Origin of the sequence: Rahnella sp. AA (assembly GCF_002834385.1) — a bacterium.
Lineage (GTDB): Bacteria > Pseudomonadota > Gammaproteobacteria > Enterobacterales > Enterobacteriaceae > Rahnella.
On the sequence record NZ_PITQ01000001.1, the window covers coordinates 223,823 to 249,747 of the forward strand.

Genomic DNA, 25,925 nt, shown 5'->3' on the forward strand with positions numbered 1-25,925 from the left:
TATTTAAGCAGCCTTTTTTATTTATCCAGAACCTTACGCCTTTGTGAGAAGCCTCTCGTTTGGAAAATTTCGTAAACCATAAATAAAATATGGTTAAATTAAACACAGCTACCAAAAGCTAACATACCAATTCAAAAAGATATTCTACCTGATGGTATGGAGTCAGATTATGGCCGCTGTAAAAAAATTGTCTGTTATAGAAAAGCTGGGTTTTGGTATGGGAGATGCTGCCTGCGGGATCGTCTATTCCTCCGTCACGATGTTCCTGACTTATTTTTATACGGACATTTATGGCCTTTCTGCTGCTGCCGTTGGGGTGATGTTTTTGGTCACCCGCATCCTTGATGCCGTCAGCGATCCTCTCACCGGGATTGTCGCTGATCGGGTAAAAACGCGCTGGGGGCATTTTCGTCCCTGGCTTATCTGGTTTGCCATTCCTTATGCGGTTCTGGCTGTGATGACCTTCACCACGCCTGATTTTGGCCATTCAGGCAAACTTCTCTATGCCTATATCACTTATTCACTGCTGATGCTGTGTTACACCTTTATCAATATCCCCTACTGTGCGCTGGGCGGTGTAATTACAACGGATGATAAAGATCGCCTTTCCGCACAATCTTACCGTTTCACTATTTCATCACTGGCGGGGTTGCTGGTTTCTGTCGGAACGCTGTGGTTGGTCGATTATTTTGGTAAAGAAAATCTTCAGGCCGGATATCAGGCAACCATGGCCGTGATGGGGGCGATTGCGGTTTGTATGTTGGTATTTTGTTTCTGCTTCACCAAAGAGAGAATCTCGGCCGAAGACACTCGTCAGGTGTCTGTACGCAGCGACTTAAAAAACCTGTTGTCGAACGACCAGTGGCGGATTGTAGCTATCATCACTTTCTTTTCCAGCATGGCTGGCGTAATGCGTAGTTCAGCCACTTTGTATTACGCCACTTATCTGATGTTGGATAAAGGGCATAGTCTGCTCAGCGGTACGACGATGAAAAGTACCTTTATCACCACCAGTGTCGTGGGGACAATTTTTGGCGCGATGGCGGCAGGGTATTTTGCCAAACGCTTCAGTACATTAACGATGTTTAAAAATATCAATCTGTTGCTGGTTTTGGCCGGCGTCGTGATGTTCTTTGTATCGCCGAAATTCCTGCCGGTTATCTTCCCGCTGTATTTCATTATCGGGTTCTTACATCAGATGTATCAGCCGTTTAAGTGGAACATGATGGCCAATGCGGCCGATTACGGCGAGTGGAAAACCGGGCGTCGCATTACCGGGCTTTCTTTCTCCGGCAACTTATTCGCTTTAAAACTGGGTATGGCTTTTGCCGGGGCTTTCGTCGGATTTTCACTGGGCTGGTTTGGTTACCATGCTGGCGCTGAAACGCAAACGGCTCTCGCCACGACGGGTATTATTGGCCTTCTGACTGTCGGGCCTTCAGTGTCTTATCTGATCCTTTATTTCCTTTCCCGTTTCTACAAACTTGATGATGCCACAATGAAAAATATTCAAGCCGATTTGGCAAAACGCAACGGGGACATTGCTGGTCAACAGGATTACGAACCGGAGCAGATCCCGGTTGTTCTGGTAGCGAAATAACACGGGAAGGTACCAATGAATGGCGTATTAAATTCAGTCTGGCAGGCCGATTTGGGGGACGGGTGTTATCAGAATCCTGTTTTGCATGCCGATTATTCAGATCCGGATATTGTTTGCATAGGTGACGATATCTACATGGTGGCTTCAAGTTTCAATCATATTCCCGGCCTGCCTGTTTTGCACTCCAGGGATATGGTGAGCTGGACGATTATCAACCACGTTGTGCCAAGAATTAATTTTCCTGCGTATGACAGCGTGCAGCCAGGAAAAGGAATTTGGGCTCCGAGTATTCGTTACCATGACGGATTATTTTGGGTATTTTACAGTATGCCGGATGAAGGTATTTTTATGTCCTATGCTGAAAATCCGGCACTAACCTGGAGCGAGCCGCATTGCATTAAAGCTGTTAAAGGCTGGATCGATCCTTGCCCGTTTTGGGATAACAACGGGCGGGCATGGCTGGTACACGCATTTGCTTACAGCCGTTCGGGAATTAAGCATCAGTTACAACTCTGCGAGATGTCGCCCGATGCCCGATCATTACTCGACGCCGGGCATATCATTTTTGACGGTACGGTTTCGCACCCTACGATTGAGGGGCCGAAGGTGTATCAGCGCAATGGCTGGTATTACATTTTCGCCCCTGCAGGCGGTGTTGAAAGTGGTTGGCAAACGGTATTACGTTCGCGTCAGATCACCGGGCCATTTGAAACCCTGGACGTATTGCATCAGGGCCGTTCAGGAGTGAACGGCCCACATCAGGGTGGCTGGGTTGAGCTGAAAAACGGTAAATGCTGGTTTATGCATTTTCAGGATGCTGCACACGCGGGACGTGTTGTGCATCTGCAACCTATGCACTGGCGCGACGATGACTGGCCTGGAATCGGCGAGAATATTAACGCACAAGGGCTTGGAGAGCCTGTATCAACTCACAGTAAGCCTGTCATTCTCCACACCGGCAGGCCTTACGGGCCACAAACTACGGACAACTTTGCGGAAGGAAACTATGGTTTACAGTGGCAGTGGCAAGCAAATCCGCACAGCCGTTGGGTTATTCCTTCCCGAACCGGTTTGACGCTGACGTGCCAGCCTTTTGGCGCACGTTTTATCTACGATACTCCGCAGCTGTTGTTGCAAAAATTTCCCGCGCCGGAATTTGTGGCCGAGACATTACTCTCGCCCGATTTTCTGCATGTCGGGGAACAAAGCGGTCTGATTGTTTATGGCGAAAGATACGCCGCGATTTCAGTTTGCCAGGAGGAGAACCAGCAGGCGCTGGTATTTGATTTCGGCTGGATGAGCGATGCGGGTATTTTGAATCAGAAAAGAACCGTTGTGGGCATGTTGAATAGCGATCAGCCGGTCTTCATCAAAGTAAAAGTATCCGCCCGGGGTGTATGTCATTTCTTCTACAAGCAAGCCGGAGAGGCTGAATGGCGAGCGATTATTCCGTCATTTTCGGCTTCAGCGGGTAAATGGGTAGGGGCAAAAATCGGTATTTATTCTGCATCAGCGAGCGAAAATTTAAACTGCGGTTGCAGCCGGTTTGACTATTTTTCAATCTCGGGTCATTAGCTGAAAAATAAAGCCAGCCGGTCTCACCGGCTGGCTCTTTTTCAGTGATATTAAGGGTTAAAGCACTTCCCCGTTACTGCCAATCACTTTCTGATACCAGCCGAAGCTCTCTTTTTTAGAGCGCGCCATCGTGCCGGTGCCGTCGTCATTTTTATCTACGTGGATAAAGCCGTAGCGCTTGCTGTACTGGCCGGTCGTGAAGGATACACAATCGATGCAGCCCCACGGCGTATACCCCATCAGTTCAACGCCATCTTCCAGCACGGCTTTCTTCATCTGCTCGATATGCGCTTTCAGATAAGCGATACGGTAATCATCGTGAATGACGCCGTCTTCGCCCGCTTTATCGATAGCGCCAAAACCGTTTTCGACGATAAACAATGGTTTCTGATAACGCTCATAAAGAATATTCAGGGTGTAGCGCAGGCCAACCGGGTCAATCTGCCAGCCCCAGTCGGAAGCTTTTACGTGCGGATTCGGTACGCTGCCCGCGAAGCCGGACAAACCGTTGTCATCGCTCGGGTTATGCGCCGAAATCGCGTTACTCATGTAGTAGCTCAGGCCGATGTAATCCGCGCAACCGTCGCGCAGCGCCTGCAAATCGCCGTCTTCCATTTTGATATTGAAACCACGACGTTCCCACTCTTTCAGCGCGTACGCCGGATAATAACCGCGCATATGGACATCGCTGAACAGGAAGCGTTCGTGCATGGCTTCAACCGAATACATCACGTCGTCAGGATGGCAGGAGAACGGATACAGCGGCACCATGGCGATCATGCAGCCAATCTGGAAATCCGGGTTGATCTGATGGCCGAGTTTGACCACTTTGGCGCTCGCCACAAACTGATGATGCAGCACCTGGTACATGGTTTCTTCCGGATTTTCCTGTTCGGTGAACACCACGCCGGAGCAGCAATAACCGAACAGCGGATACTTCCAGTTACGCTGGTTGTTGATCTCGTTGAAGGTCATCCAGTATTTCACTTTGCCTTTGTAGCGTTCCATCACGACCTGGCTGAAGCGTACAAAGAAATCGACGACCTGACGGTTTTTCCAGCCACCGTATTCTTTCACCAGATGCCACGGCATTTCGAAGTGGGAAAGGGTGATCACCGGTTCGATATTATGTTTGAGCAGTTCATCAAACATATCGTCGTAAAATTGCAGACCGGCTTCATTTGGCTGTAATTCGTCGCCGTTCGGGAAAATGCGTGTCCAGGCAATCGAGGTGCGGAAACACTTGAAACCCATTTCGGCAAATAACGCGATGTCTTCTTTGTAGTGTGAATAAAAATCGACAGCTTCGTGGTTAGGGTAGCTGTAACCTTCCAGCACGCCGTCGGTCATTACACGATCAACGCCGTGTGCGCCGCCGGAAAGTACGTCGCAGATGCTCACGCCTTTGCCGCCTTTATTCCAGCCGCCTTCAACCTGATGTGCCGCAACTGCGCCGCCCCATAAGAAATCTTTCGGTAACTGTTGACTCATTTTCGTTCTCCCTTGAGGCGGGCTGTAGCAGCCCGCGTGGTAAATGTAATATCCGGTTTAATTCATTTCTGCCTGTGCGGCGCGCTGACTTTCAGCTTGGATCTTTTTCGTGGCCGCCACATCGGGCTCATCTTTGAAACCGACCAGCCAGGTAAACAAGGCGCCGAGAACAAAGGCGACGGTAATCGACAGCAGGAAACCGAGGAACTGCGGCATGTGGCCTTCTTTGAAGAACACCGGCAATACCGCAATCCCCGGCAGGCAATAGCTCCATGAAACGGCATTGAAAGAACCGGCAATCGCACCGCCGATACCGCCTGCTACGCAACTGCACAGGAAAGGTTTTTTCAGGCGCAGGGCCACACCGTAAATTGCCGGTTCAGTAATCCCGAACAGGCCGGTGACGCCAGCGGAAAGGGAGATCCCTTTCATTTCACGGTTACGGGTTTTCAGGTAAACGCCAAACATGCTGCCGGTCATCGCGAATACGGCTGAGGCTTGCAGACCGGTGAAGGTGTCGTAGCCCAGCGTTGCGTAGTTACCGACGGTAACCGGCGTAATGCCCCAGTGAACGCCGAGTGTGACCAGCGGTTGCCAGAAAGCACCGACAACGAAACCGGCAATGGTCGGGCTGAGGTGATAGAGATAGTTGTAAACGCCGCCAATCGCGCCGCCGATCAGGTTGCCGATCGGGCCGAACACCAGAAGCGTCATCGGTACCATAATGGCGATACAAAACATCGGGGTGAACAGATTGCGGATGACGACCGGCAACACTTTGTTGAAGAAGCGTTCGACGTAAGACATCGCCCAGACCATCAGGATGATCGGAATAACGGACGCGGTATAGCTTAGATATTTCACCGGTATCCCGAGGAAATCGAGCGTTGGCGAAGCCAGCGGAATGCCGACAATATTCGTCAGGATGCTGGCGATTTCCGGATTGTTCACGGCTTCGCGCATCAGTTGCTGCATGGCCGGGTCAGCGGAGTTGATCGAGGTGATTTTGAACGCGGTCAGCATGTTCATATAATCAGGGCTGATCAGCGCACAGGCCGTAATGACAGCGGTAAATGGATGAACGTTGAATTTTTTTGCCGCCGTAAACGCGATCATGACCGGCAGGAAGGTAAATGCCGTCCAGGAAACGAAATTGAGAATACGGTAGGTGCCGCTGCTTGCATCCATAATCCCGACGGCCGCGAGGAAAGAAATAATCCCCTGTAAAATACCGCAGGCGGCGAGCTGATAAAGGAATGGGGTGAAGATACTGGAAATGACATCCATCACGCGGCTGACGATACCAACGTTTGGCGCAGAGACCGGAGCGTTTTCATCAATGTGAATCAGTTTCAGAACCTGTTTATAAGCGTCGCTGACGTGGTTACCAATTACCACCTGCATCTGACCACCGGCTTCGATTACGGTAATAACGCCTTTAACGCGTTTTAATTCTTCTTTATCAACAGAACTATTATCTTTCAGAACAAAGCGTAAACGGGTAGCGCAATGTGTGATGCTAATCACATTATTTTCGCCGCCAATATATTTAACAATATCCTGAGCTGTCTGAGCGTAATCAATAGCCATTATTTATTATTCTCCTGCGGGTATACAGAGGTGAGCTTTTTTGTTTTTTTACTCGTTGGCAGGAGTGTAGCAAAAGAAAGGGTATTGTCACGATATAACAAAAAACAGGAAAGGTAATATGTCACATCTTTAAAACACCCTGTTTTTTCATTGCGCTGAGTCACGTTTTATTAAAGGTAATTTCTTTCCAATCGTTTCGATAATATAAAGTACGGGGATCTGCGTTGTAATATTGTACTGACCTTCTAATACAATTTGCGGCATGTGGTAGGAGATGTTGAGGTCTGCCATACGCGCCAGCGTTGAGTTCTCGCTGTTTGTCAGGCTGATGATCTGGCAGTTGTGCTGGCTGAACTGTGTGGCGAACCGTAATACTTCCTCCGTCTCTCCTGAGACAGAAAGAATAATAGCGATGGCATCTTTATACATATCGCTGTTAATCGGGAAATAAGGATCGTCAATAAAGGTACTGAATTTCCCGACGTTAGAGAAAAAACGTGCGCTGTATTTTCCTAATGAACCCGATGTACCCACGCCGACGAATATAATTCGCTGCGCATTTGCAATTTGCCTGGCTGCCTGATCCAGTAATTCATCAAATTCGCTGTTATTAATACTTTTGAAATAGCTGATGATTTCACTGATACCAAAGGAGACCGGCGGCTTTTCTTCATGTTCCAAAAACAATTTAAAACGGATACGAAACTCAGAATATCCGTCGCAATCCATTTTCTTGCAAAAACGCAGAACCGTGGTGGTGGAGACCCCGGCGGCATCCGCCAGCTCACGGATGGTCATGTACATCACTTTGTCGCCATTCTTGACGATGTAGTTATAGACCGTCAGTTCCAGTTCGTTTAACGCTGAAATGGCTTTGTGTGTGAACATGAGATGCCTGTTTTTTAATGGATTGCGAAAAGGATATCAGAGGTATTTTAACATCGTCACTTCGCAATCGACATGGCCGGTGTTCCCCATTGGTCCCTCAATATGCTGAAAACCCAGACGCTCATACAGCGCAATCGCCTGCGTCAGGCTGGCGGTTGTTTCCAGATAGCAGCGCCCAAAACCCTGTGTACGCGCGTGTTCAATCGCCTGTAATGCCAGCTTTTTCGCCAGCCCCTGTCCGCGCAGTGAAGGCATAAAATACATTTTCTGCAATTCGCATACATCGTCTTCGGCCCCTGAGAGTGGCGCTACGCCACCGCCTCCGGCAACGACACCATTCAGTTCGACTACCCAATACGCGCAGTGCGGTTGGCTGTAAGTCTCGTACAGATGATCCAGATTCGGATCGGCCACGGTATAACCTTTATCGGCGGTCAGGCCAAACTCGGCGGAAACACGACGGATCACGTTTGCGATCGCGGCATTATCTTCGGGGCGAATTGGCCGAACCAATACGCTGACAGGAAGGGGGGTCGTCATATTGCTCACTCAGTATCGAATAATAAGATAAATAAACAGAACGTTTTAATACCATCTAAGAATGGGTAGGTGCAACGTTGATGCCGGTTATCCGGTGTTTCTTATCCGGATAAACAGCAAAAAGGCCGCTTGTGCGGCCTTTGTTATTTCATCTGCCCGTCAAAATTACAGCGCAGCGATTGTCGCTTTCTGTTCTGCAATCTTGATTTTGGCTTCACCGCAGGCTGCCAGACGTTCGCGCTCTTTTGCGACAACGGCTTCCGGTGCACGCGCCACAAAACCTTCGTTAGACAGTTTGCCTTCGATAGACGCAATCTCGCCATCCAGCTTCGCCATCTCTTTGTCCAGACGCGCAAGCTCTGCATCTTTGTCAATCAGACCGGCCATCGGGATCAGCAATTCAGCACCTTCAACCAGTTTGGTGACAGACACAGGGCCTTTGTGGCCAGCAGGCAGAATGGTGATGGATTCCAGACGCGCCAGAGACTGAATGAAGCTCTGGTTCTGTTCCACACGACGCTGTGCATCGGCACTTGCGCCGCGGAGCAGCAGTTCCAGCGGCTTGGCCGGAGACAGGTTCATCTCGGCACGCACGTTACGGATAGCGATGATCGCCTGCTTGATCCACTCGAGATCGGCCAACGCCAGTTCGTCTGCTTTCGCTGCGTCAAATTCCGGGAACGGCTGCAGCATGATGGTTTCAGCTGTGATGCCTTTCAGGGATTTCACGCGCTGCCAGATGGTTTCGGTGATGAACGGAATAATCGGATGCGCAAGACGCAGCAGACCTTCCAGCACTTCAACCAGCGTATGACGGGTGCCGCGCAGTTGTGCTTCGCTGCCGCCGTTCATCACAGGTTTAGTCAGCTCCAGATACCAGTCGCAGAACTGGTTCCAGGTAAACTCATAAAGAATACCGGCGGCCAGATCGAAGCGGTAGCTGTCCATCGCTTCGCGGTACGCTTTCACCGTGCGGTTATATTCCGCGAGGATCCAGCGGTCAGCCAGAGACAGCTCAAGTTCGCCGCCGTTCAGGCCACAATCCTGGTCTTCTGTGTTCATCAGCACGAAGCGGCTGGCGTTCCACAGCTTGTTACAGAAGTTGCGGTAACCTTCCAGGCGTTTCATGTCCCAGTTGATGTCACGGCCGGTCGAAGCCAGCGCCGCCAGCGTGAAGCGCAGGGCGTCAGTGCCGTGTGGTTCGATGCCGTTCGGGAATTGCTTCTCGGTACGCTTGCGGATTTTCTCTGCCAGCTGTGGCTGCATCATGTTGCCGGTACGTTTTTCCAGCAGGTCTTCCAGGGAGATACCGTCGATCATATCCAGCGGATCGATAACGTTACCTTTGGACTTGGACATTTTCTGCCCTTCGTCGTCGCGGATAAGACCGGTCATGTAAACGGTGTGGAACGGAACCTGTGGCTTGCCGTCCTCATCTTTCACAAAGTGCATGGTCATCATGATCATGCGCGCGATCCAGAAGAAGATGATGTCGAAGCCGCTGACAACCACGCTTGACGGGTGGAAGGCTTTGAGATCAGGCGTCTGCTCAGGCCAGCCCAGCGTGGAGAATGTCCACAGGCCGGAAGAGAACCAGGTATCGAGCACGTCTTCATCCTGAGTCAGAACCACGTCTGCACCCAGATTATTTTCACTGCGTACTTCCGCTTCGTCGCGGCCAACAAATACGTTGCCTTCGGCGTCATACCACGCCGGAATGCGGTGTCCCCACCACAGCTGACGGGAAATACACCAGTCCTGAATGTCACGCATCCAGCTGAAATACATGTTTTCGTACTGTTTCGGTACGAACTGGATATCACCCTGTTCAACAGCTTCCACCGCGACTTTCGCCAGCGGTGCGGTACGGACGTACCATTGGTCGGTCAGCATGGGCTCAATAACCACGCCGCCACGGTCGCCGTAAGGAACGGTCAGGTCGTGAGGTTTGATTTCTTCCAGCAGGCCGGCTTCGTCAAACGCAGCAACCACGGCTTTACGTGCGGCAAAGCGCTCGAGGCCACGAAATTGCTCAGGGATATCGTTGCAGCATTCATCGCTTTCTTCGCCGTTGGTGTCGAACACTTCAGCGCTCTGGCGGATATCGCCATCGAAAGTCAGGATGTTGATCATCGGCAGGCCGTGACGTTTACCGACTTCGTAGTCGTTAAAGTCATGCGCAGGCGTGATCTTCACGCAACCGGTGCCTTTTTGCATATCGGCGTGTTCATCGGCCACGATAGGGATACGGCGGCCAACCAGCGGCAGAATGATGTCTTTGCCGATCAGATCTCTGTAACGCGGGTCTTCCGGGTTAACGGCCACGCCGGTATCGCCGAGGACGGTTTCCGGACGGGTGGTTGCAACAACCAGATAATCTTTGCCTTCAGCGGTTTTCGCGCCGTCAGCCAGCGGATAGCGCAGGTGCCACATGGAACCTTTGGATTCGCGGTTTTCAACTTCGAGGTCGGAAATCGCGGTGCGCAGTTTCGGATCCCAGTTCACCAGGCGTTTGCCACGGTAAATAAGATCTTCTTTGTACAGACGTACGAAGACTTCGCGCACGGCGTTGGACAGGCCTTCGTCCATGGTAAAGCGCTCACGCTCCCAGTCTACGGAATCGCCCAGACGGCGCATCTGACGGGTGATCGTGCCGCCGGATTCTGCTTTCCAGTCCCAGATTTTGTCGATAAACGCTTCACGGCCGTAGTCGTGACGGGTTTTGCCTTCTTCGGCTGCGATTTTACGCTCAACCACCATCTGCGTTGCGATGCCCGCATGGTCAGTCCCCGCCTGCCACAGAGTATTTTTACCCTGCATGCGCTGATAGCGGATCATGGCGTCCATGATGGTTTGCTGGAAAGCATGACCCATGTGCAAGCTGCCGGTAACGTTCGGCGGCGGGATCATGATGGCAAAGCTTTCTTTACTGGTATCACCATGTGGCTTGAAATAGCCCTGTTGTTCCCAGTGCTCGTAAAGCGGCTGCTCGATGTCTTGCGGGTTATATGTCTTATCCATTTCGCTTCGTATTTTCGTCGGTCGATGTGGTGACTGAGGGCGGCGTGGCCGTCGTCAAAGAGAAACCCACGCTGCGATAGGCTTTGTAGCGTTCGCGCGCAAGCTGTTTAAGGGAATCTTCGTAAGGAACGAAGTCTACCACTTCATGGAAAGCAGTAGCAAAATCTGCAAATTCAGGCAGGAGGCTTATCAGCAGGTCGCGTGGCGCATTGCCGCGCTTACCCGGCCAGCAAAGCTCCACCGGCGCACCAAATCTCGGGCCTTCGCCTGCCAGATTGTGCGGCACGAAGTGGTTTGGATCGCGCTTCCACAGCGCTTCATCCAGACGCTCGGCCTGTTTTTGATCTTCACAGGCCAGCAGAACACGTTTGCCCATCCGGTAACGTTCAGCGGCGACCTGACAGGCCAACGCTTCGTGTGAGCTGAGCTCGCCACTTGCATCCGGCGCATCGAGAAGAAAGAAGGTTGCCTGTTTCATGATGAGTTCACTGTGCTGCTGAGAAAAAACAGGGGCGCAACTGGGTGCGCCCGCCTGTGAAGGGCCTGAGGATGTTTCCAGACCCTGATTGGGGAATTATACCTTATTTAGCGAATGAATCATTCATCGCCATCAAGGCCAGCGCGGTTCAGCAGGAACTGCGCCAGAAGTGCGACCGGACGACCGGTTGCGCCTTTGTTTTTACCTGAACGCCATGCGGTACCGGCGATGTCCAGATGTGCCCAGCTGTATTTGCGGGTGAAGCGCGACAGGAAACAACCTGCGGTGATTGCACCACCCGGACGGCCACCGATGTTCGCCATATCAGCAAAATTGGAATCCAGCTGTTCCTGATATTCATCCGCCAGCGGCAGACGCCACGCGCGGTCACCGGCCTGTTCGGACGCGCCGATCAGTTCGTGTGCCAGCGGATTGTGGTTCGACAGCAGACCGGTGATGTGATGGCCAAGGGCAATCACGCAGGCGCCGGTCAGCGTGGCGACGTCAATCACCAGCTCAGGATCAAAACGTTCGACGTAAGTCAGCGCATCGCACAGCACCAGACGGCCTTCGGCATCGGTGTTGAGCACTTCAACGGTCTGGCCGGACATGGTCGTCAGAATATCGCCCGGACGGAACGCCTGTCCGCCTGGCATGTTTTCACAGCCCGCGAGCACGCCAATCACGTTGAGCGGCAGATTCAGTTCAGCCACCACACGCATCGCGCCGTAAACCGCTGCGGCACCGCACATGTCGTACTTCATTTCGTCCATATCAGCGGCTGGCTTAATGGAAATACCGCCGGAATCGAAGGTCAGACCTTTGCCGACGAGCACGATAGGCTTAGCGTCCGGATTAGGATTACCCTTATATTCCATAACTGACATCAATGATTCGTTCTTCGAACCCTGACCGACGGCCAGATACGCATTCATCCCCAGCTCTTTCATCTGCTGCTCACCAATAACGCGTGTGGTGATATTGGTGCTGAATGCATCGGCAAGCTGGCGTGCCTGCGACGCCAGATATGCGGCGTTACAGATGTTCGGTGGCATATTGCCGAGATCTTTTGCGGCTTTGATACCGGCAGAAACCGCCAGACCATGGGAAATTGCGCGCTCGCCGCTGGTCAGTTCACGGCGGGTCGGCACGTTGAAGACCATTTTACGCAGCGGACGGCGGGGTTCGGTTTTATTGCTTTTCAACTGATCGAAGGTGTAAAGCGATTCTTTGGAGGTCTCGACCGCCTGACGCACTTTCCAGTATGTATTGCGCCCTTTAACGTGCAGCTCGGTGAGGAAGCAAACGGCTTCCATAGAACCGGTGTCGTTCAGGGTGTTAATCGTTTTCTGGATCACCTGTTTGTACTGGCGCTCATCCAGCTCGCGTTCTTTGCCGCAACCAATCAGCAAAATGCGTTCTGAAAGGATATTCGGTACATGATGCAGCAACAGGGTCTGGCCCACTTTGCCTTCAAGTTCGCCACGGCGAAGCAGGGCGCTGATGTAGCCATCACTGATTTTATCGAGCTGCTCGGCAATCGGTGACAGGCGGCGAGGTTCGAAAACGCCGACTACAATACAGGCACTGCGTTGTTTTTCCGGGCTACCGCTTTTTACGCTGAACTCCATGCACTCTCCTGAATCTTAAAGACAAGGGCGGGAGGTACGGCTAGAATGAGTCGCCGGAGACACTCTCCCGTCATTGTGTTAACGACCTGTGTTAACCTTAAACGGCGTTAGTTTTTATTTTGGCGGCTATAAGCAAGTTCCTATAGGACACCCCAATTCTCGGTGTTGTAATACTATTTTAGCTGCGAAGGCTGCCATATGATGAGAATAAATGACGGATTAGCGATGAAACTAGCGATTTTCCTTCAAAAAGACAAGTTTTCACAGGCGTATTAAGCGTGATCATCATTAGATATCTGGTTAGGGAAACCTTCAAGAGCCAATTTGCCATTCTGTTCATTTTGCTTCTCATCTTCTTCTGTCAGAAGCTGGTCAGAGTGCTTGGAGCGGCGGTCGATGGCGATATCCCAACAAATTTAGTTCTCTCTCTTCTGGGGCTTGGCGTTCCGGAAATGGCGCAGCTTATTCTGCCGCTCAGCCTGTTCCTCGGTTTGCTGATGACGCTGGGTAAACTCTACACTGACAGCGAAATTACGGTCATGCACGCCTGCGGCCTGGGAAAACGCTCTCTGGTTATCGCCGCACTGGTTCTCGCGCTGTTTACGTCAATCTTTGCCGGGGCGAATGCCATCTGGCTCAGCCCGTGGTCATCTAAGCATCAGGACGAAGTGCTGGCGGAAGCGAAGGCTAACCCGAGTATGGCGGCGATGGTTGAAGGCCAGTTCCAGCAGGCCCAAAATGGCAACGCGGTTCTTTTTGTTGGCAGCGTGAAAGGCAAAGAATTCCATAACGTATTTCTGGCGCAGTTGCGCCCGAATGGCAACCAGCGTCCTTCTGTTGTTGTCGCTGATAAAGGCCACATGTTGCAGCGTGCTGATGGTTCCCAGCAGGTGATCCTCGATAGAGGCACCCGTTATGAAGGCACTGCGTTATTGCGTGATTTTCGCGTGACGGACTTCACCGATTATCTGGCAGTGATCGGGCATCAGACGGTACAGCTTGATCCCAATCAGTCTGATCAGATGACCATGACGCAACTCTGGCATTCTAACGAACCTGAGGCGCGGGCAGAGCTGAACTGGCGTTTAACGTTGATCGTCTCCGTCTTTATTATGGCACTGCTGGTGGTTCCGCTCAGTGTGGTGAACCCGCGACAGGGTCGTGTGCTCAGCATGTTGCCAGCGATTTTGCTGTATCTGATTTTCTTCCTGCTACAAACCTCCCTGCGTTCCAACGGTGCGAAAGGCAAGTTGGATCCGATGGTCTGGATGTGGGGGACGAACCTGCTCTATTTCGCACTGGCATTGGTGCTTAATGCATGGGATACCTTGCCGGTCCGTAAGGTTCGCGCGCGTCTGAGAGGAGTTGCCTGATGTTTGGCGTATTAGACCGTTACATTGGTCGCACTATCTTCAATACCATCATGATGACGTTGTTCATGCTGGTATCACTCTCCGGCATCATCAAATTTGTCGACCAGTTGCGTAAAGTCGGGCAGGGCGGGTATTCTGCCGCAGGTGCAGGGTTATACACTTTGCTGAGCGTGCCGAAGGATATTGAGATCTTCTTTCCGATGGCGGCACTTTTGGGTGCATTGCTTGGTTTGGGTACGCTGGCAACCCGCAGTGAGCTGGTGGTCATGCAGGCTTCCGGCTTTACCCGTATGCAGATCGCCGCTTCAGTGATGAAGACGGCAATCCCGCTGGTGCTTCTGACGATGGCGATTGGTGAATGGGTTGCCCCGCAGGGCGAACAGATGGCCCGTAACTATCGTGCGCAGCAGATGTACGGCGGTTCGCTGCTTTCCACACAAAACGGTTTGTGGGCGAAAGACGGCCACGACTTCATCTACATTGAACGCGTGGCGGGCGAGAAAGAGCTGACGGGCGTCAACATCTACCATTTCAATCAGGATAATAAGCTGCAGTCCGTCCGTTACGCTTCCTCTGCCACCTTTGATGGCGGTGAGTGGAAGCTCTCTCAGGTGGATGAATCTGACCTGACGGACAATCTGCAGATCACGGGTTCGCAGACCCTGACGGGTGTGTGGAAAACCAATCTGACGCCGGACAAACTGGGCGTTGTGGCCCTCGACCCGGACGCGTTATCGATAAGCGGTCTGCATAATTACGTGAAGTATCTGAAGCAGAGCGGCCAGGAAGCAAAACGGTACCAGCTGAACATGTGGAGTAAAATCTTCTCTCCATTATCAGTTGCGGTAATGATGCTGATGGCGCTGTCATTCATTTTCGGGCCTTTGCGAAGCGTCCCAATGGGGGGGCGCGTGGTGACGGGTATTTGCTTCGGCTTCCTGTTCTACGTGCTCGATCAGATATTCGGCCCGTTAAGCCTGGTATATAACATTCCGCCGATCCTGGGCGCGTTGTTGCCAAGCGGGCTGTTCTTCGTCATCAGTATGTTCTTACTGCTGAGAAAGCGTTAACTCACTGAAACAGATAAATAAAAAGCAGGCAATGCCTGCTTTTTTTACGTCGGCAATCTGGCCTTTCGCCATCAGATTTCGTTATTGCGCACCAGATCGGCGACAAGGTCATTCACGCCGTCACTCATGTTTTTGAACTTGGTCAGCTCAGATCGGGTGACAACAATAAACACACCCACACCACGCTGTGGCACCATTGCGACATACGTAATAAAACCACCGCCGCCGCCGGTTTTCTGGATGATGCGTGGCAGTAACGGTGTCGGAGCCATTGTCACCCAGCCCATTCCCAGCGAATCCGCCATGCCCGGAACGTCCATCCCTTTCAGCGAGACTAAATCCGTGCGCTTGTAATACATTTTCTGCGCCATATCGGCAGTGCTGGTGCGTTGCCCAAGGAACTGGCGCATCCAGCGGCCCATATCGGCAGGCGTGGAATAAATCCCGCCGCTGCCGGCTGCCGCAGTGGTGTTAAGGCACGGGCTTGGCCGCAACCCTTCCATCAGGCGCGAGCACTGGCTGGCGTTGGGGGTCAGTGTGGTATCGACCATTCCCAGCGGCTGGGTTATCTGATCGCGTAGCAACTGTGTATATGGCTGATTAGCGGCTTTTGATAGTGCATCGGAAAGCAGGTCAAACGCCAGATTGGAGTAAGACGCCCTGGCTCCCGGCGGCACAGTCAGTTTGGCGATGCTCAGCCAGCTCCAGCGGTCACTTTTGGTCGGCCAGGTGAAGACCGCGCGATGTGCTGCACCGCCGGGTTGTTCACGCGGCAGGCCGCTGGTGTGCGTTGCCAGATTTAGCAGGGTGATCGGATTCGTGCCGCTGTAAGAAGGAACCCGCGCACCGGCTGGCGCATATTTACGCAACGGATCGTTAATGCTGACTTTGCCCTGCTGCGCCATTTTGACCAGCACTTCGCTGGTGATGAGTTTGGTCAGCGAGGCTATGCGGACTACGGAGTCTTCACGCGGGCGCACATCAGACCCTGGTTTGGTCTCCCCAAAGCTGCGGAAAACCTGCTGATTATTATCAACGACCACCAGCGCCATTCCCATTGCACCGCTGCCGTAAAAGATGTGTTCTGCATGGTCATCCACGACCTGCGACGCCAGACGCGCAGTGGGCTGCGCGTGGCTCCATAAAGGCGCACCGGCGAAAGCCAGCGCGAGGAGCGAAAGTGAGAGTTTTTTCAACAAACCGGTATCCATAACAGGGCAAGATCTATTCGTGATTTGTATACTAATGCGAAGTTTAAAAATCGGCATTGGAAAAACGAGCACAAACCGAAGATTTTTGTCAGCAAAATCCCGCCGCCCTGCGGCTGATGTCTGTTTTTTCAACACTTAAACCGGACAACGCCGGATAACTATTGCGTGACCGGCTGGGCTGGGTATAATGCCCACGTTTTCCGCATACTACTTTCAGTGCCGAAGTGGCGAAATCGGTAGACGCAGTTGATTCAAAATCAACCATCGAAAGATGTGCCGGTTCGATTCCGGCCTTCGGCACCAATAGTATGAAAATCAAGTCACCCACGGGTGGCTTTTTTTATGCCTTAAATTCGGTATTTACATACGTTTCTTTTATTAACTCCCTCAAAATCATCTGCTGCAACTAACTGATGCTGGTGTTTTCGATTCAATAATGCTTTTCAACATCGGAATAGCCAAGCTAACCCTCGGAGAAATGGTGTTTTTTTGAAATGTCTAACTCATTAATCCAATGTGGATCCGTGTTAGATGCCAAAATCGTAATTGTGAGCTTGGTTCCGGTAATCAAGGGTTTTACACTATGAGGTCTTAAAAGAGCATGTAACTAAGTTATTAACCGAGTAATGAGGTTAAGTTTAAGGGCAGGAGCCATGACAAGTCGTCCCCAAATGATTATCAACGTATTGCAGGCTAATCCTGGTAAGCAGTTCTCAGCTCGCCAACTGGCACAAAAAATCATCGAAACATATGCTGATGAGCTGGCTGAAAAACGAAAAAATACACGTTTTGCCTGTGATGAGGATTTCCTATGCCAAATGGCCGCTGAGATTGGCGCTGATTTGCCTCGGGCTAAATCCAAAAGCCTACAAGTAATGACACGGGACAAACCCCGACCACGATTATTCTATTGGGGAGGTGAACTTTCAGATAGCGTTCTGGAAAAACCGCTGGCTAATGTTCCCTCTGTGCCTTCGCCAGAAACAGCGCATTTCACTGAGCATGCCCTTTACCCGCTTTTGATTGAGTACCTTTCAGAGGAAGAGGAACTGCTTTGCCGCCGTATCGATGAAAAGCGCTCAAGCAACAACAAAGGCCTTGGTGCAAACCACTGGCTTTATCCTGATATTGTTGCATTGCAACCTCTCGATAAAGGCTGGGATAGCGTTGTGCAAAACTGTGTACGGTATAGCGAAGGGCGTTTAACCCGTCTGTGGTCGTTTGAAGTAAAACGCCAGCTAAACCGTAGCAATGTTCGGGAATGTTTCTTCCAGGCAGTGAGTAATTCCAGTTGGGCTCACTTTGGTTATCTGGTTGCCACCGAGATTAACGAAGACAAACAGCGTGGTGTAGAAAGAGAGCTGCAGATGCTGTGTGCATTGCACGGTATCGGCGTGATCCTGCTTAACCCGCATGATCCGAGTAATAGCCAGACTCTGATCCCAGCGCGCGAGCGAACCAGTATTGACTGGCAATCCGTCAACCGCCTGGTGGTCGAGAATACGGATTTTAAAGAGTTTATCGATCTGGTGTCTGATTATCACCAGACAGGTAAAATACATAAGGCGTTGTGGAATCGATAAGTTGATTCAGTTTATCCAAGGTAAATAAAGAAGCATAAGGTGTTGCCGACAAATGACGCGGTGCATAAAGTGATTTAAATTGCGATCCAGTCGGCATCGAAAAAATGGAGTATGCCGATCCAGAACTGGTGATGAGTCGTTTTATTATTGAGCCTGGCGGCCGCTTTAACGGCCACCATTAACTAATAGATCGGTAGTTGCAAAGAGTGAACACCAGATTGCCATTTTGATAACCCCCCACGCTGAGAGTTATTCCAATATTTCACCTGGTAAGCCGACAACATCACTGTCGCTTAAGAAATCATCTGTTTGTGCAAAAATAAACTGTTTTAAAAACTGTTCAATACGAACATTCAGTTTAAACAGAGGGATGGTTACGCCGTCTTGTTTTTCGAAATAGATCTTGGCTTTCACTTTATCTACCGAATCTTTTAACGCGTCGAAGCGACCAAAGTCATTGAGATTCTTATCCTTAACACTATCAGACATTAATGCCACGAGCAGTCCTTTATCTAAACCAAGAGCATTAACAACTGCGTTTAATTGTGCATTTTCAGCGTTATCTTTGTAGGTGTTGATGTAGTCTCTGAAAGTATGGCCTTCAATTAACTGCGCATCGCCGCGCTGCAAGTCGTGCAAGAAGAGTTTGGCGTACTTTTGCTCGTTTTGGGTGAGCGATGCAAACGACTTGTGTAGCTCATTTAATGTGATTTCAATGCTCGCAGCGTCCTGGTGTTGGTTCAGCTCTTTTAAAAATTTATCAAAGCGGCTGTTCATATAGTCGGCATCGATTTTGCCGGTATCTATTTCAGTTAAATAACCACTGATATCAAAAGGCACATCGTCGCCACCTTCGCCACCGCCATCACTTTTACCGACCAACTCTTTATAGCGCAGGACCAGGCTCAGGTAAGTTTGTTCATCTATAGCCAGCGTTACCTCATGTTCTACATCATTCTCAGTAAAGGAATATACCAACTCTTCCCAATGCAAACCTTGTACTTTAGCCGCTTCCAGATGCTGGCTAAAGGTGTTAAATAATTTGGCGAATTGAGCACAGGCTTCTATATCGTCTGGCAGCTTTTCAAAGTTCTCAACACCCGTACTGACAAACAGCTCGGTAATTTCTACGACTAATTCATTCATGGCTTTTAGATTGCTTTCTAACCTATCAACAAATAAGCCGATAGGTCTGTCGCCGGAATAGAGTTTTACCGCGTCATTGATATGCTGCTCCATGGTGTGTGGGTAGCGGTAATAACGAATGATACCGTGAGGTTTGTCCGGGCCAAATAAGCGATTGGTGCGTGAGAACGCCTGAATAATGTTTTGGTATCTAATCACCTTGTCTAAATACAAGGTATTAAGCCATTTAGAGTCAAAGCCCGTAAGCATTTGATCCACCACGATCAGTAAATCTAATTGCTTTGAAGGCTCGGTATGAATGCGCTCGTAGGGCTTTTTATGGGCAAGGCGTGCCGCCAAATCTTTTTTGAAGGCCGCATGGCGGGCAAAATCAAAATCCTGGCCGTAACGCTTATTGTAGTCGTCCATAATCTCGTCCAGACCATCACCTTTAAAGGTGGGGCCACGGTCACCGCTGCCATCGTTATCAATGTTCGGGTCAAACAGGGCTGATACTTTAAGTTCAGGTTTCGCAGCTTTTAAATGACGGTAATAGTCAATGGCTTCGGCAATGCTGTTAGTGGCAAAAATAGCGTGGAATTTATTGCCCTGGCTGAGTACATCCCATTTATGCAGAATATCTTCCACCACCTTGGCTTGGTGAGTTTCGCTTAAATATTGGCTTTTCGGCACATGGTCTTCAATGCCTTTGTGGTACTTGCCTGTGCCGTCTTTATGACCAGCCATAGGTACATCTTTCATAAAGTGGTTAAACTTTTTCTTTTTGGCCGGGTTATCCATGGCCTCCATCACCGTGTTGGCTTTGGCTTGTTCTAACGCCACCGCTTGTCTTAGGTCACTGTCTCTAAAAGTAGGCACTTTGTAAGGGTCAAAACCGAGTACGTTGCCATCGCGTATGCCATCGGCAATGCTATAGCGGTGCAGCTCGTTGCCAAATACGGTACTGGTGGTATTGCCGTTTTTTTCGTTTTCTTCTTGAATGGGCGTACCGGTAAAACCAAAAAATAAGGCGCGCGGAAAGGTATGTTTAATGATAATCAGCATATCGCCAAAGGTAGAGCGGTGTGCCTCATCGACAATAAACACCAAACGCTTAGCGCGAATTTTTTCAATATCCGCAGAGTTTGTGGCCGTGCCTTGATCGTCCGCTGTTTCAAAAATATTACTCATTTTTTGAATAGAGCTAACAATTAACGTCTCGGCGGGGGCGGTGCTTTTTAATTTGGTAATGAGTACGTGCGTATTTTCGGTGGCTTGAACGTCTTCACCATCACCAGCAAAATTGCGATATTCCGCGAGCGACTGGGTGCCCAGCTCAATTCTGTCCATTAGAAAAATCACTTTATCGGCATCTTTGGATTGTGCAATCAATTGCGCCGATTTAAAGCTGGTCATGGTTTTACCCGAACCCGTGGTATGCCATACGTAACCTCCAAGGCGGTCGGGATTATTGGCCATGCTACCCAGTTGTTGCCAGTTGGTTTTGGCCACTTTGTCAGATATCGCATTGGCGGCGTAATACTGATAACTGCGCATGACCTTAAGTACGCCGTCGGTATCGTCGGCGACGGTATAAAAGCCAATCAACTGGTGCGCCATAGGGATAGAAAGCAAGGTAGAGGCAATGTCTTTCCAGTGGTTCATGGGCTCGTTATTAAAATCGGCCCAGTTAAATTGATAGTCGGGGTTAAACTTGCCGTCTAACCCGGGGTTGGCAAAGTATTTGGCCTCGTTGGGCTCCATGGCCACAAACACCTGAATGAGAGAAAACAGGCCGCTAAATACACCCTCTTTGCTGTACTTTTCAATTTGGTTTACTGCCTGGCTAACCGGAATGCCGCTGCGCTTTAGCTCTGCATGGATTACCGGCATCCCGTTAATCAGTAGCAGCACATCCCCGCGTCTGTCGTTACGCAAAGGGCTGCCGCGTTCAAATTTGGGTTGCTGCACAATTTGGTAACGGCTTTGGCCTGCGGCGATTTCCTGGCGGTCGTATATTTTTAGGCTGACTTCTTTGCCCATATGCAAGGTATCGGCTGGGTTGTCGCGCTTAATCGCTACAGTTTTACCGTTAATTAAACCGTTGAGCTTGAGCGGGGTTTTAAGTTCTTTGATTTGCTCAATAATTTGCTGCATTTCAGTCGCGGTAAGCGGGACATCGTTTAAACGGTCCCGCTGGCGATTGTTTTCAAACAAAATGTTTGCCCAGTTTTGCAGTAAATCGGCTTCGGTTTTATTTTTGAGTATTTCCGGCTCCCAACCTTTGTTGGTGAGTACCTCAATAAAGGCCTGCTCAAACTGCGCTTCAGTTGTAAAGGTGGTCATGATAGCACTCCCTGTTAGACAAACATTTTACTTAAGCAGGCCTGCTTGATGTTATTGAGTTTGGTAATTTGTTGTTGGTGTTGATTGATCAGGTTGTCGAGTTTTTCGAAGTAGTTTCCGATGGCGGTTTGTTCTTTAAAACTGGGAATCATGATTTTAAATTTCTCAACATCGCCTTTAGATATTGATGGAATATTTGCTGCCTGCTGAAAATCAGTAAACAAATGCTGTATACGCTTAATTGAAAAATACACAAAAATAGTGTGATACTCTGACTTTTCATTAATCTCAATAGAGTAACAGCTATTTCCAGCCCAAAATCTAGTTTTTTGATAGTTCACAAAACCTGCGTTTGCACCTCTAGCACTAACTAATATTTTGTCACCTTCATTATTGTAATCGTCGTAATGCCCCGTAAAAGACTTCCCACCGTTGAAGACTGGATAAGGACTATTAGGATTTTGTCTCGTTTGTTTAACGAATTCACCTATTGTCGTTTTTGCAATATCACCAACCTGAACCGCCTCCCACTCTCCACTAAACCCTTTAAAGCGGATTTCTGGTATGGTTTCACCTTGTTTGGGGAACATCTTTTCCAGCATGGCTTTTTTAATGCTGTTGAGCTTGTCATGCTTTTGTTGGTGTTGGTTGATTAGCGCGTCTATCTTTTGGAAGTAGTTGCCGATGGCAGTTTGTTCTAATTCATTGGTTGCATAAACTGGCACATTATTAATTGCGATCTTCGATAGACTTGGTACCCCTGTAGATTCATTATGTTTTTTCCATTCAATTTTTTGAAAAAGACAAAATAAAAAATCCAGATTGAAACCAGGTAAAGGCACTGCATAAAAAAGAGTATCTACTGTCCAAAAGGGGGCTCGTAAAATACAAGGTTTATCAATAGTTCCTTTTCTACCAATTCCGATAGCATCTTCATCATTTGACAACGCACTATCTACACTAAGCATATAGCCGCCTGTTCCATAAACGGGTATGTTGCCTTTACCTAAATGCTTGTAGTCTTTTCCGCTTCGAACATCAATAACACTGGATAAAGCGACCTCATACCACTTCCCACTAAAATTTTTGATACGAATCTCTGGCACCTTGTTATCCACACTCATCTTATTCACCCTTCAATAAGTTGGTGAGTTCAGACAAGCCCTGTAAATCAAAATCATTACCTGTGAGCTCGCTCATCATCTGCGCCAGTTCTTGCTCGGTGGTTTTGATCTCATTGGCCACTTGCGAATAGGTGACGGCGTATTTATCAGCAAGGGCTTGTACCTGGCTGGTAAGTTGGCTAATCACGGCGTTTGGCATGGCGGAGAGTTCGGTGCTTAATGGCGCAATCCATTTAAAGTGCAGCAGGTTGTTCACTTGCTCATCGTTTAATGCTTGGATTGTCATTTTGGTTTTTAAGTGCAGGGCAGTGGCGGCATCTTTGACCGTTTTTTTCAGGGCTTTTTCTTCATCGATTAATTTGTTCGCACGAATGATTTTGGCTTCATAGCTTTCTTCAGCAAATTTAACTTTGCTGTCTTTTTGTTCTTTCAGGAAGACTTTGGCCGCCTTACCAACTTCGGCATTGGCAAAGCCGTCTTGGCTTTCTTTGACCGTATCTTGTTCTTTTTCTTCTTCAGTCAGGGATTCTAAAATTTCTTCCAGCGTGCTGGCGATTTCTGCCAGGCGGTTTTCTTTAGCTGCCAGGGCTTGTAAGTCATCACTTAGGTAAGTTTGTTGCACTAAATCGAAGGGCAATATGTGGCCTTTCCAACCATCTTGCACTTCGGTGTCTTTGCCGTCTTTCTTCTTGATGACGATATTAGGGTCAACTTGTCTGGTGGCGGCAAAGCCTTCGGTTTGCATCATTTCTAAATCGGCATTGATGATTTGCCATTGATTGTTTAGAAATTGATAGGCTTGATATTTGTCGATTAAGGCAATGGGGGCTAAGCGAGTAAATAGCTCGGCACTCAATGCCGACTCTTGTTGGTTACGCTTTACGCTTTGCCAGTTTTGTATTAATTGGGTGTTCAGGTGGTCATCAAAGCCATTAAAGGCCTGGTTGTAGGCACTGATAAACGCTAACACTAGCGGGTGCCCACTGATGCTTGCGTTAACGTCTTGTTTGGCAATAGCCAGCTCACTGTAAGCGGCGGATTTTGGCGTAAACAGAGTGTCGTGCAATGGCGGGAAAGCTTGCCAAAAATTGTCTAACTCGGCAATTTCGCTGTTGGGAATACCGCCGAGCATGGTGGCGTGTAAATCCCAGATTTGTGCCGCTGCAGAGGAATCCACATAGCGCGGTATATTGAGATTGTAGCCGTTGTCGACCAGGGTTTGTTTGCTCACCAGCCGCGAGAACGTGTCGATATTTTCGCGGTTAATCACCGCATCAGTAATGCGCTTGATGTCACTGGCTTGTAGTTTGTTGCTTTTGCCTTCTTTCATAAAGTGCTTGGAGGCATCTACCACCAATACATCGGTGTTTTGGCGTTTTTGTTTGAGCACTAAAATCACCGTGGGAATGCCGGTGCCAAAAAAGATATTGGCCGGTAAACCGATCACAGTATCAATGTGATTCTGCTCAATGAGCTGCTCACGAATTTTACCTTCTTCACCGCCACGGAACAGGACACCATGCGGCAGTACGATAGCCATAATGCCATCGGGTTTTAGGTGGTAGAGGTCGTGCAGTAAAAAAGCAAAATCGGCTTTGGTTTTAGGTGCCAGGCCAAAACGCGAATAGCGTGGATCGCTGCCCTTAAAGCTGGGGTCCCAGTTTTGTGAGTAAGGCGGGTTGGACACTACGGCATCGACATGTAAGGCGTAGTATGAGCCCTGAGGATCGCTGTCATCAAAATACGGCCAATCCTCTTCGAGGGTGTCGCCATTGCGGGTTTTAATATTGCTGGTTTTGATACCGCGCATGATGAGGTTCATACGGGTCAGGTTGTAGGTGTTGGCTTTTAACTCTTGTGCGTAATAAGTGATGCTGTCTTTGTTTTTAGCGTATTTTTCGAACGCTTCACCGATATTGATCAGCAACGAACCAGAGCCGGAGGTAGGGTCGTAAATTTTGATGGTATCTTTGTGTTTTAACTCGTGGGCGATGATGTTCGACATGAGTACCGAGACTTCATGAGGCGTGTAAAACTCACCGGCTTTTTTACCCGCATTGGCTGCAAATTTCTCAAGCAGGTATTCGTAAATGTAGCCCAGTACGTCATACCCCTGATTACCATTCATGGGGATACTTTTGATCAGGTGTAGCAAGTCGCTGATGGCTTTGGTGCGTTTGCCCGCACTTTCCCCCAGCTTGCTCAAACCTGTTTCTAATGTGGTAAAAATGCCTTCAAACAGTTTTTTGTAGGTTGGCGAAATCAAACGGCTAAAGGCCGAGAGCGCATCTCGCACGTTAGATTCATCAAATTCGGATGTTGGATCAACCCATGTAGAAAACAGATTGTTGTAGGCAATAAAATAACCCAGGTTGCCTTGCACGTATTTAACGTTTTCGGCGTCATCTTCATTGAGGGCTTTGATGTCTTCGGAGGTCATACCTTGTCTGGTGACAAACTGCACCAGCTGGTCGCTTAGATACTTGTAGAAGATAAAGCCGAGTATGTAATCTTTGTATTCGTTGGCTTCAATTTTAGAACGCATCTGGTTGGCGGATTCCCAGATTTTTGCTGCAAGCTGCTGTTTATTCACTATGAGTCCTGTTAAAGCAATTCTTTTTCGAAAAGGGCTATTTTAGGATTTTGATTGTACGTTCGATAGGGGCTTCTTGCTAGTGGGGAGTCTTGACCATATCCTGAGAAATTACACTTCTGCTAAGCCGTGTTGTAGCATTTTTCAAAAGAACCTCACGTATCCATTCACTTTTCAATCTTCTGAAGAAACGCTCTATCGGACTATCCCACCAGTTTCTGCGTTGGGTCGTACTGTGTTTTATCCGGTAACACCACAGCAACTAATGAAACTGCCTGCTTGTGTAGTGGCATAGCCTGATCAATGCTGAACATCAGCTCTGGTGGCCTGCCGAGGTTTCCAAAAGCCGTTTCAAATATCCTAGACGTCAACCTGTCGTAGGGCGAGAACGATATTGCCCAGCCTCCGGCTTTCTGGTGAGCAGGTCAAGAACCGCAGCATGCTATTCGCGATAAAGTGAATCGCCTCTATAACCTGACTTTTGATAAAAATCATGTTGGTTCAGGCTAAAATATAATCCTACTTGTAGGTACAGTGTTTTTCTAAGAATAACCAAGTTTGCGCCATCTATAGCATGCTTATTATGAACTTGCTAATGTTAATGAGTCGGAGTTTCATTGTTTTTTTGAAGAAATTCGGGATAGAGTTTCATCACGAAATTTATCTATTTTTGAAAAGCATCGTTG

16 protein-coding genes and 1 tRNA gene are annotated in these 25,925 nt (G+C 49.2%); 6 read left to right on the top strand and 11 right to left on the bottom strand.

Annotation, left to right across the window (positions count from 1 at the left end; translation table 11 throughout):
• The first annotated feature begins 169 nt into the window (after positions 1–169).
• Positions 170–1,600, top strand: a complete 1,431-nt coding sequence (locus CWS43_RS01060; RefSeq protein ID WP_101075021.1) for a glycoside-pentoside-hexuronide (GPH):cation symporter — start codon at positions 170–172, stop codon at positions 1,598–1,600.
• A gap of 15 nt (positions 1,601–1,615) precedes the next feature.
• The gene (locus tag CWS43_RS01065; protein ID WP_101075022.1) at positions 1,616–3,175 is read left to right on the top strand and encodes a glycoside hydrolase 43 family protein; all 1,560 of its coding nucleotides are present in this window, start codon (positions 1,616–1,618) and stop codon (positions 3,173–3,175) included.
• A 57-nt stretch (positions 3,176–3,232) separates the two neighbouring features.
• On the opposite strand, the gene CWS43_RS01070 is transcribed toward CWS43_RS01065, so the two are convergent.
• The 7 genes from CWS43_RS01070 to pepA form a co-directional block, all read right to left on the bottom strand.
• A complete protein-coding gene (locus CWS43_RS01070) occupies positions 3,233–4,666 on the bottom strand; it encodes a 6-phospho-beta-glucosidase (protein WP_101075023.1) in 1,434 nt (477 codons plus the stop codon).
• Positions 4,667–4,723: 57 nt separating this feature from the next.
• A complete protein-coding gene (locus CWS43_RS01075) occupies positions 4,724–6,256 on the bottom strand; it encodes a PTS transporter subunit EIIC (RefSeq protein ID WP_101075024.1) in 1,533 nt (510 codons plus the stop codon).
• A gap of 147 nt (positions 6,257–6,403) precedes the next feature.
• Positions 6,404–7,144, bottom strand: coding sequence for a MurR/RpiR family transcriptional regulator (locus tag CWS43_RS01080; protein ID WP_101075025.1), 741 nt, complete (start codon positions 7,142–7,144; stop codon positions 6,404–6,406).
• Positions 7,145–7,180: 36 nt separating this feature from the next.
• On the bottom strand, positions 7,181–7,684 hold the full coding sequence (locus CWS43_RS01085; protein WP_101075026.1) for a GNAT family N-acetyltransferase: 504 nt from the start codon (positions 7,682–7,684) through the stop codon (positions 7,181–7,183).
• A gap of 165 nt (positions 7,685–7,849) precedes the next feature.
• Positions 7,850–10,705: a valine--tRNA ligase gene (locus CWS43_RS01090; protein WP_101075027.1), complete on the bottom strand. Its 2,856-nt coding sequence runs from the start codon at positions 10,703–10,705 to the stop codon at positions 7,850–7,852.
• Positions 10,698–11,183, bottom strand: a complete 486-nt coding sequence (locus CWS43_RS01095) for a DNA polymerase III subunit chi (protein ID WP_101075028.1) — start codon at positions 11,181–11,183, stop codon at positions 10,698–10,700. Before CWS43_RS01095 ends, CWS43_RS01090 begins: the two co-directional genes overlap by 8 nt.
• 119 nt (positions 11,184–11,302) lie before the next feature.
• Positions 11,303–12,814 carry a leucyl aminopeptidase gene (gene pepA / locus CWS43_RS01100; RefSeq protein ID WP_101075029.1) on the bottom strand — a complete coding sequence of 504 codons (1,512 nt, stop codon included), beginning with the start codon at positions 12,812–12,814 and terminating at the stop codon, positions 11,303–11,305.
• Between the two features lie 278 nt (positions 12,815–13,092).
• Between pepA and lptF the strand changes: the two genes are divergently transcribed.
• Complete coding sequence (gene lptF, locus CWS43_RS01110; protein ID WP_101075031.1) at positions 13,093–14,187, top strand: LPS export ABC transporter permease LptF; 1,095 nt, start codon at positions 13,093–13,095, stop codon at positions 14,185–14,187.
• Entirely contained in the window at positions 14,187–15,257 is a 1,071-nt protein-coding gene (lptG, locus tag CWS43_RS01115) for an LPS export ABC transporter permease LptG (RefSeq protein WP_101075032.1), read from the top strand. The genes lptF and lptG overlap by 1 nt, the downstream gene beginning before the upstream one ends.
• A 71-nt stretch (positions 15,258–15,328) precedes the next feature.
• Here the strand turns inward: lptG and ampH are convergent, their stop codons facing one another.
• Positions 15,329–16,468 (bottom strand): D-alanyl-D-alanine-carboxypeptidase/endopeptidase AmpH, encoded by a 1,140-nt coding sequence (gene ampH, locus CWS43_RS01120; RefSeq protein ID WP_101075033.1) that lies wholly within the window; start codon positions 16,466–16,468, stop codon positions 15,329–15,331.
• 218 nt (positions 16,469–16,686) lie between these two features.
• On the opposite strand from ampH, the gene CWS43_RS01125 reads away from it, so the two are divergent.
• Both CWS43_RS01125 and CWS43_RS01130 read left to right on the top strand, forming a co-directional pair.
• Positions 16,687–16,771: transfer RNA gene (locus CWS43_RS01125), tRNA-Leu, on the top strand.
• A 350-nt stretch (positions 16,772–17,121) separates the two neighbouring features.
• Positions 17,122–18,051 carry a COG2958 family protein gene (locus CWS43_RS01130; protein WP_101075034.1) on the top strand — a complete coding sequence of 310 codons (930 nt, stop codon included), beginning with the start codon at positions 17,122–17,124 and terminating at the stop codon, positions 18,049–18,051.
• Positions 18,052–18,300: 249 nt separating this feature from the next.
• Here the strand turns inward: CWS43_RS01130 and CWS43_RS01135 are convergent, their stop codons facing one another.
• Genes CWS43_RS01135 through CWS43_RS01145 form a run of 3 tightly spaced genes read right to left on the bottom strand, consistent with a single transcriptional unit; the run spans position 18,301 to position 25,239 of the window.
• Positions 18,301–21,522 carry an HsdR family type I site-specific deoxyribonuclease gene (locus CWS43_RS01135; protein ID WP_101075035.1) on the bottom strand — a complete coding sequence of 1,074 codons (3,222 nt, stop codon included), beginning with the start codon at positions 21,520–21,522 and terminating at the stop codon, positions 18,301–18,303.
• 14 nt (positions 21,523–21,536) lie between these two features.
• Complete coding sequence (locus tag CWS43_RS01140) at positions 21,537–22,646, bottom strand: restriction endonuclease subunit S (RefSeq protein WP_101075036.1); 1,110 nt, start codon at positions 22,644–22,646, stop codon at positions 21,537–21,539.
• A gap of 1 nt (position 22,647) precedes the next feature.
• Positions 22,648–25,239: a type I restriction-modification system subunit M gene (locus CWS43_RS01145; protein ID WP_101075037.1), complete on the bottom strand. Its 2,592-nt coding sequence runs from the start codon at positions 25,237–25,239 to the stop codon at positions 22,648–22,650.
• Positions 25,240–25,925 lie beyond the last annotated feature (686 nt).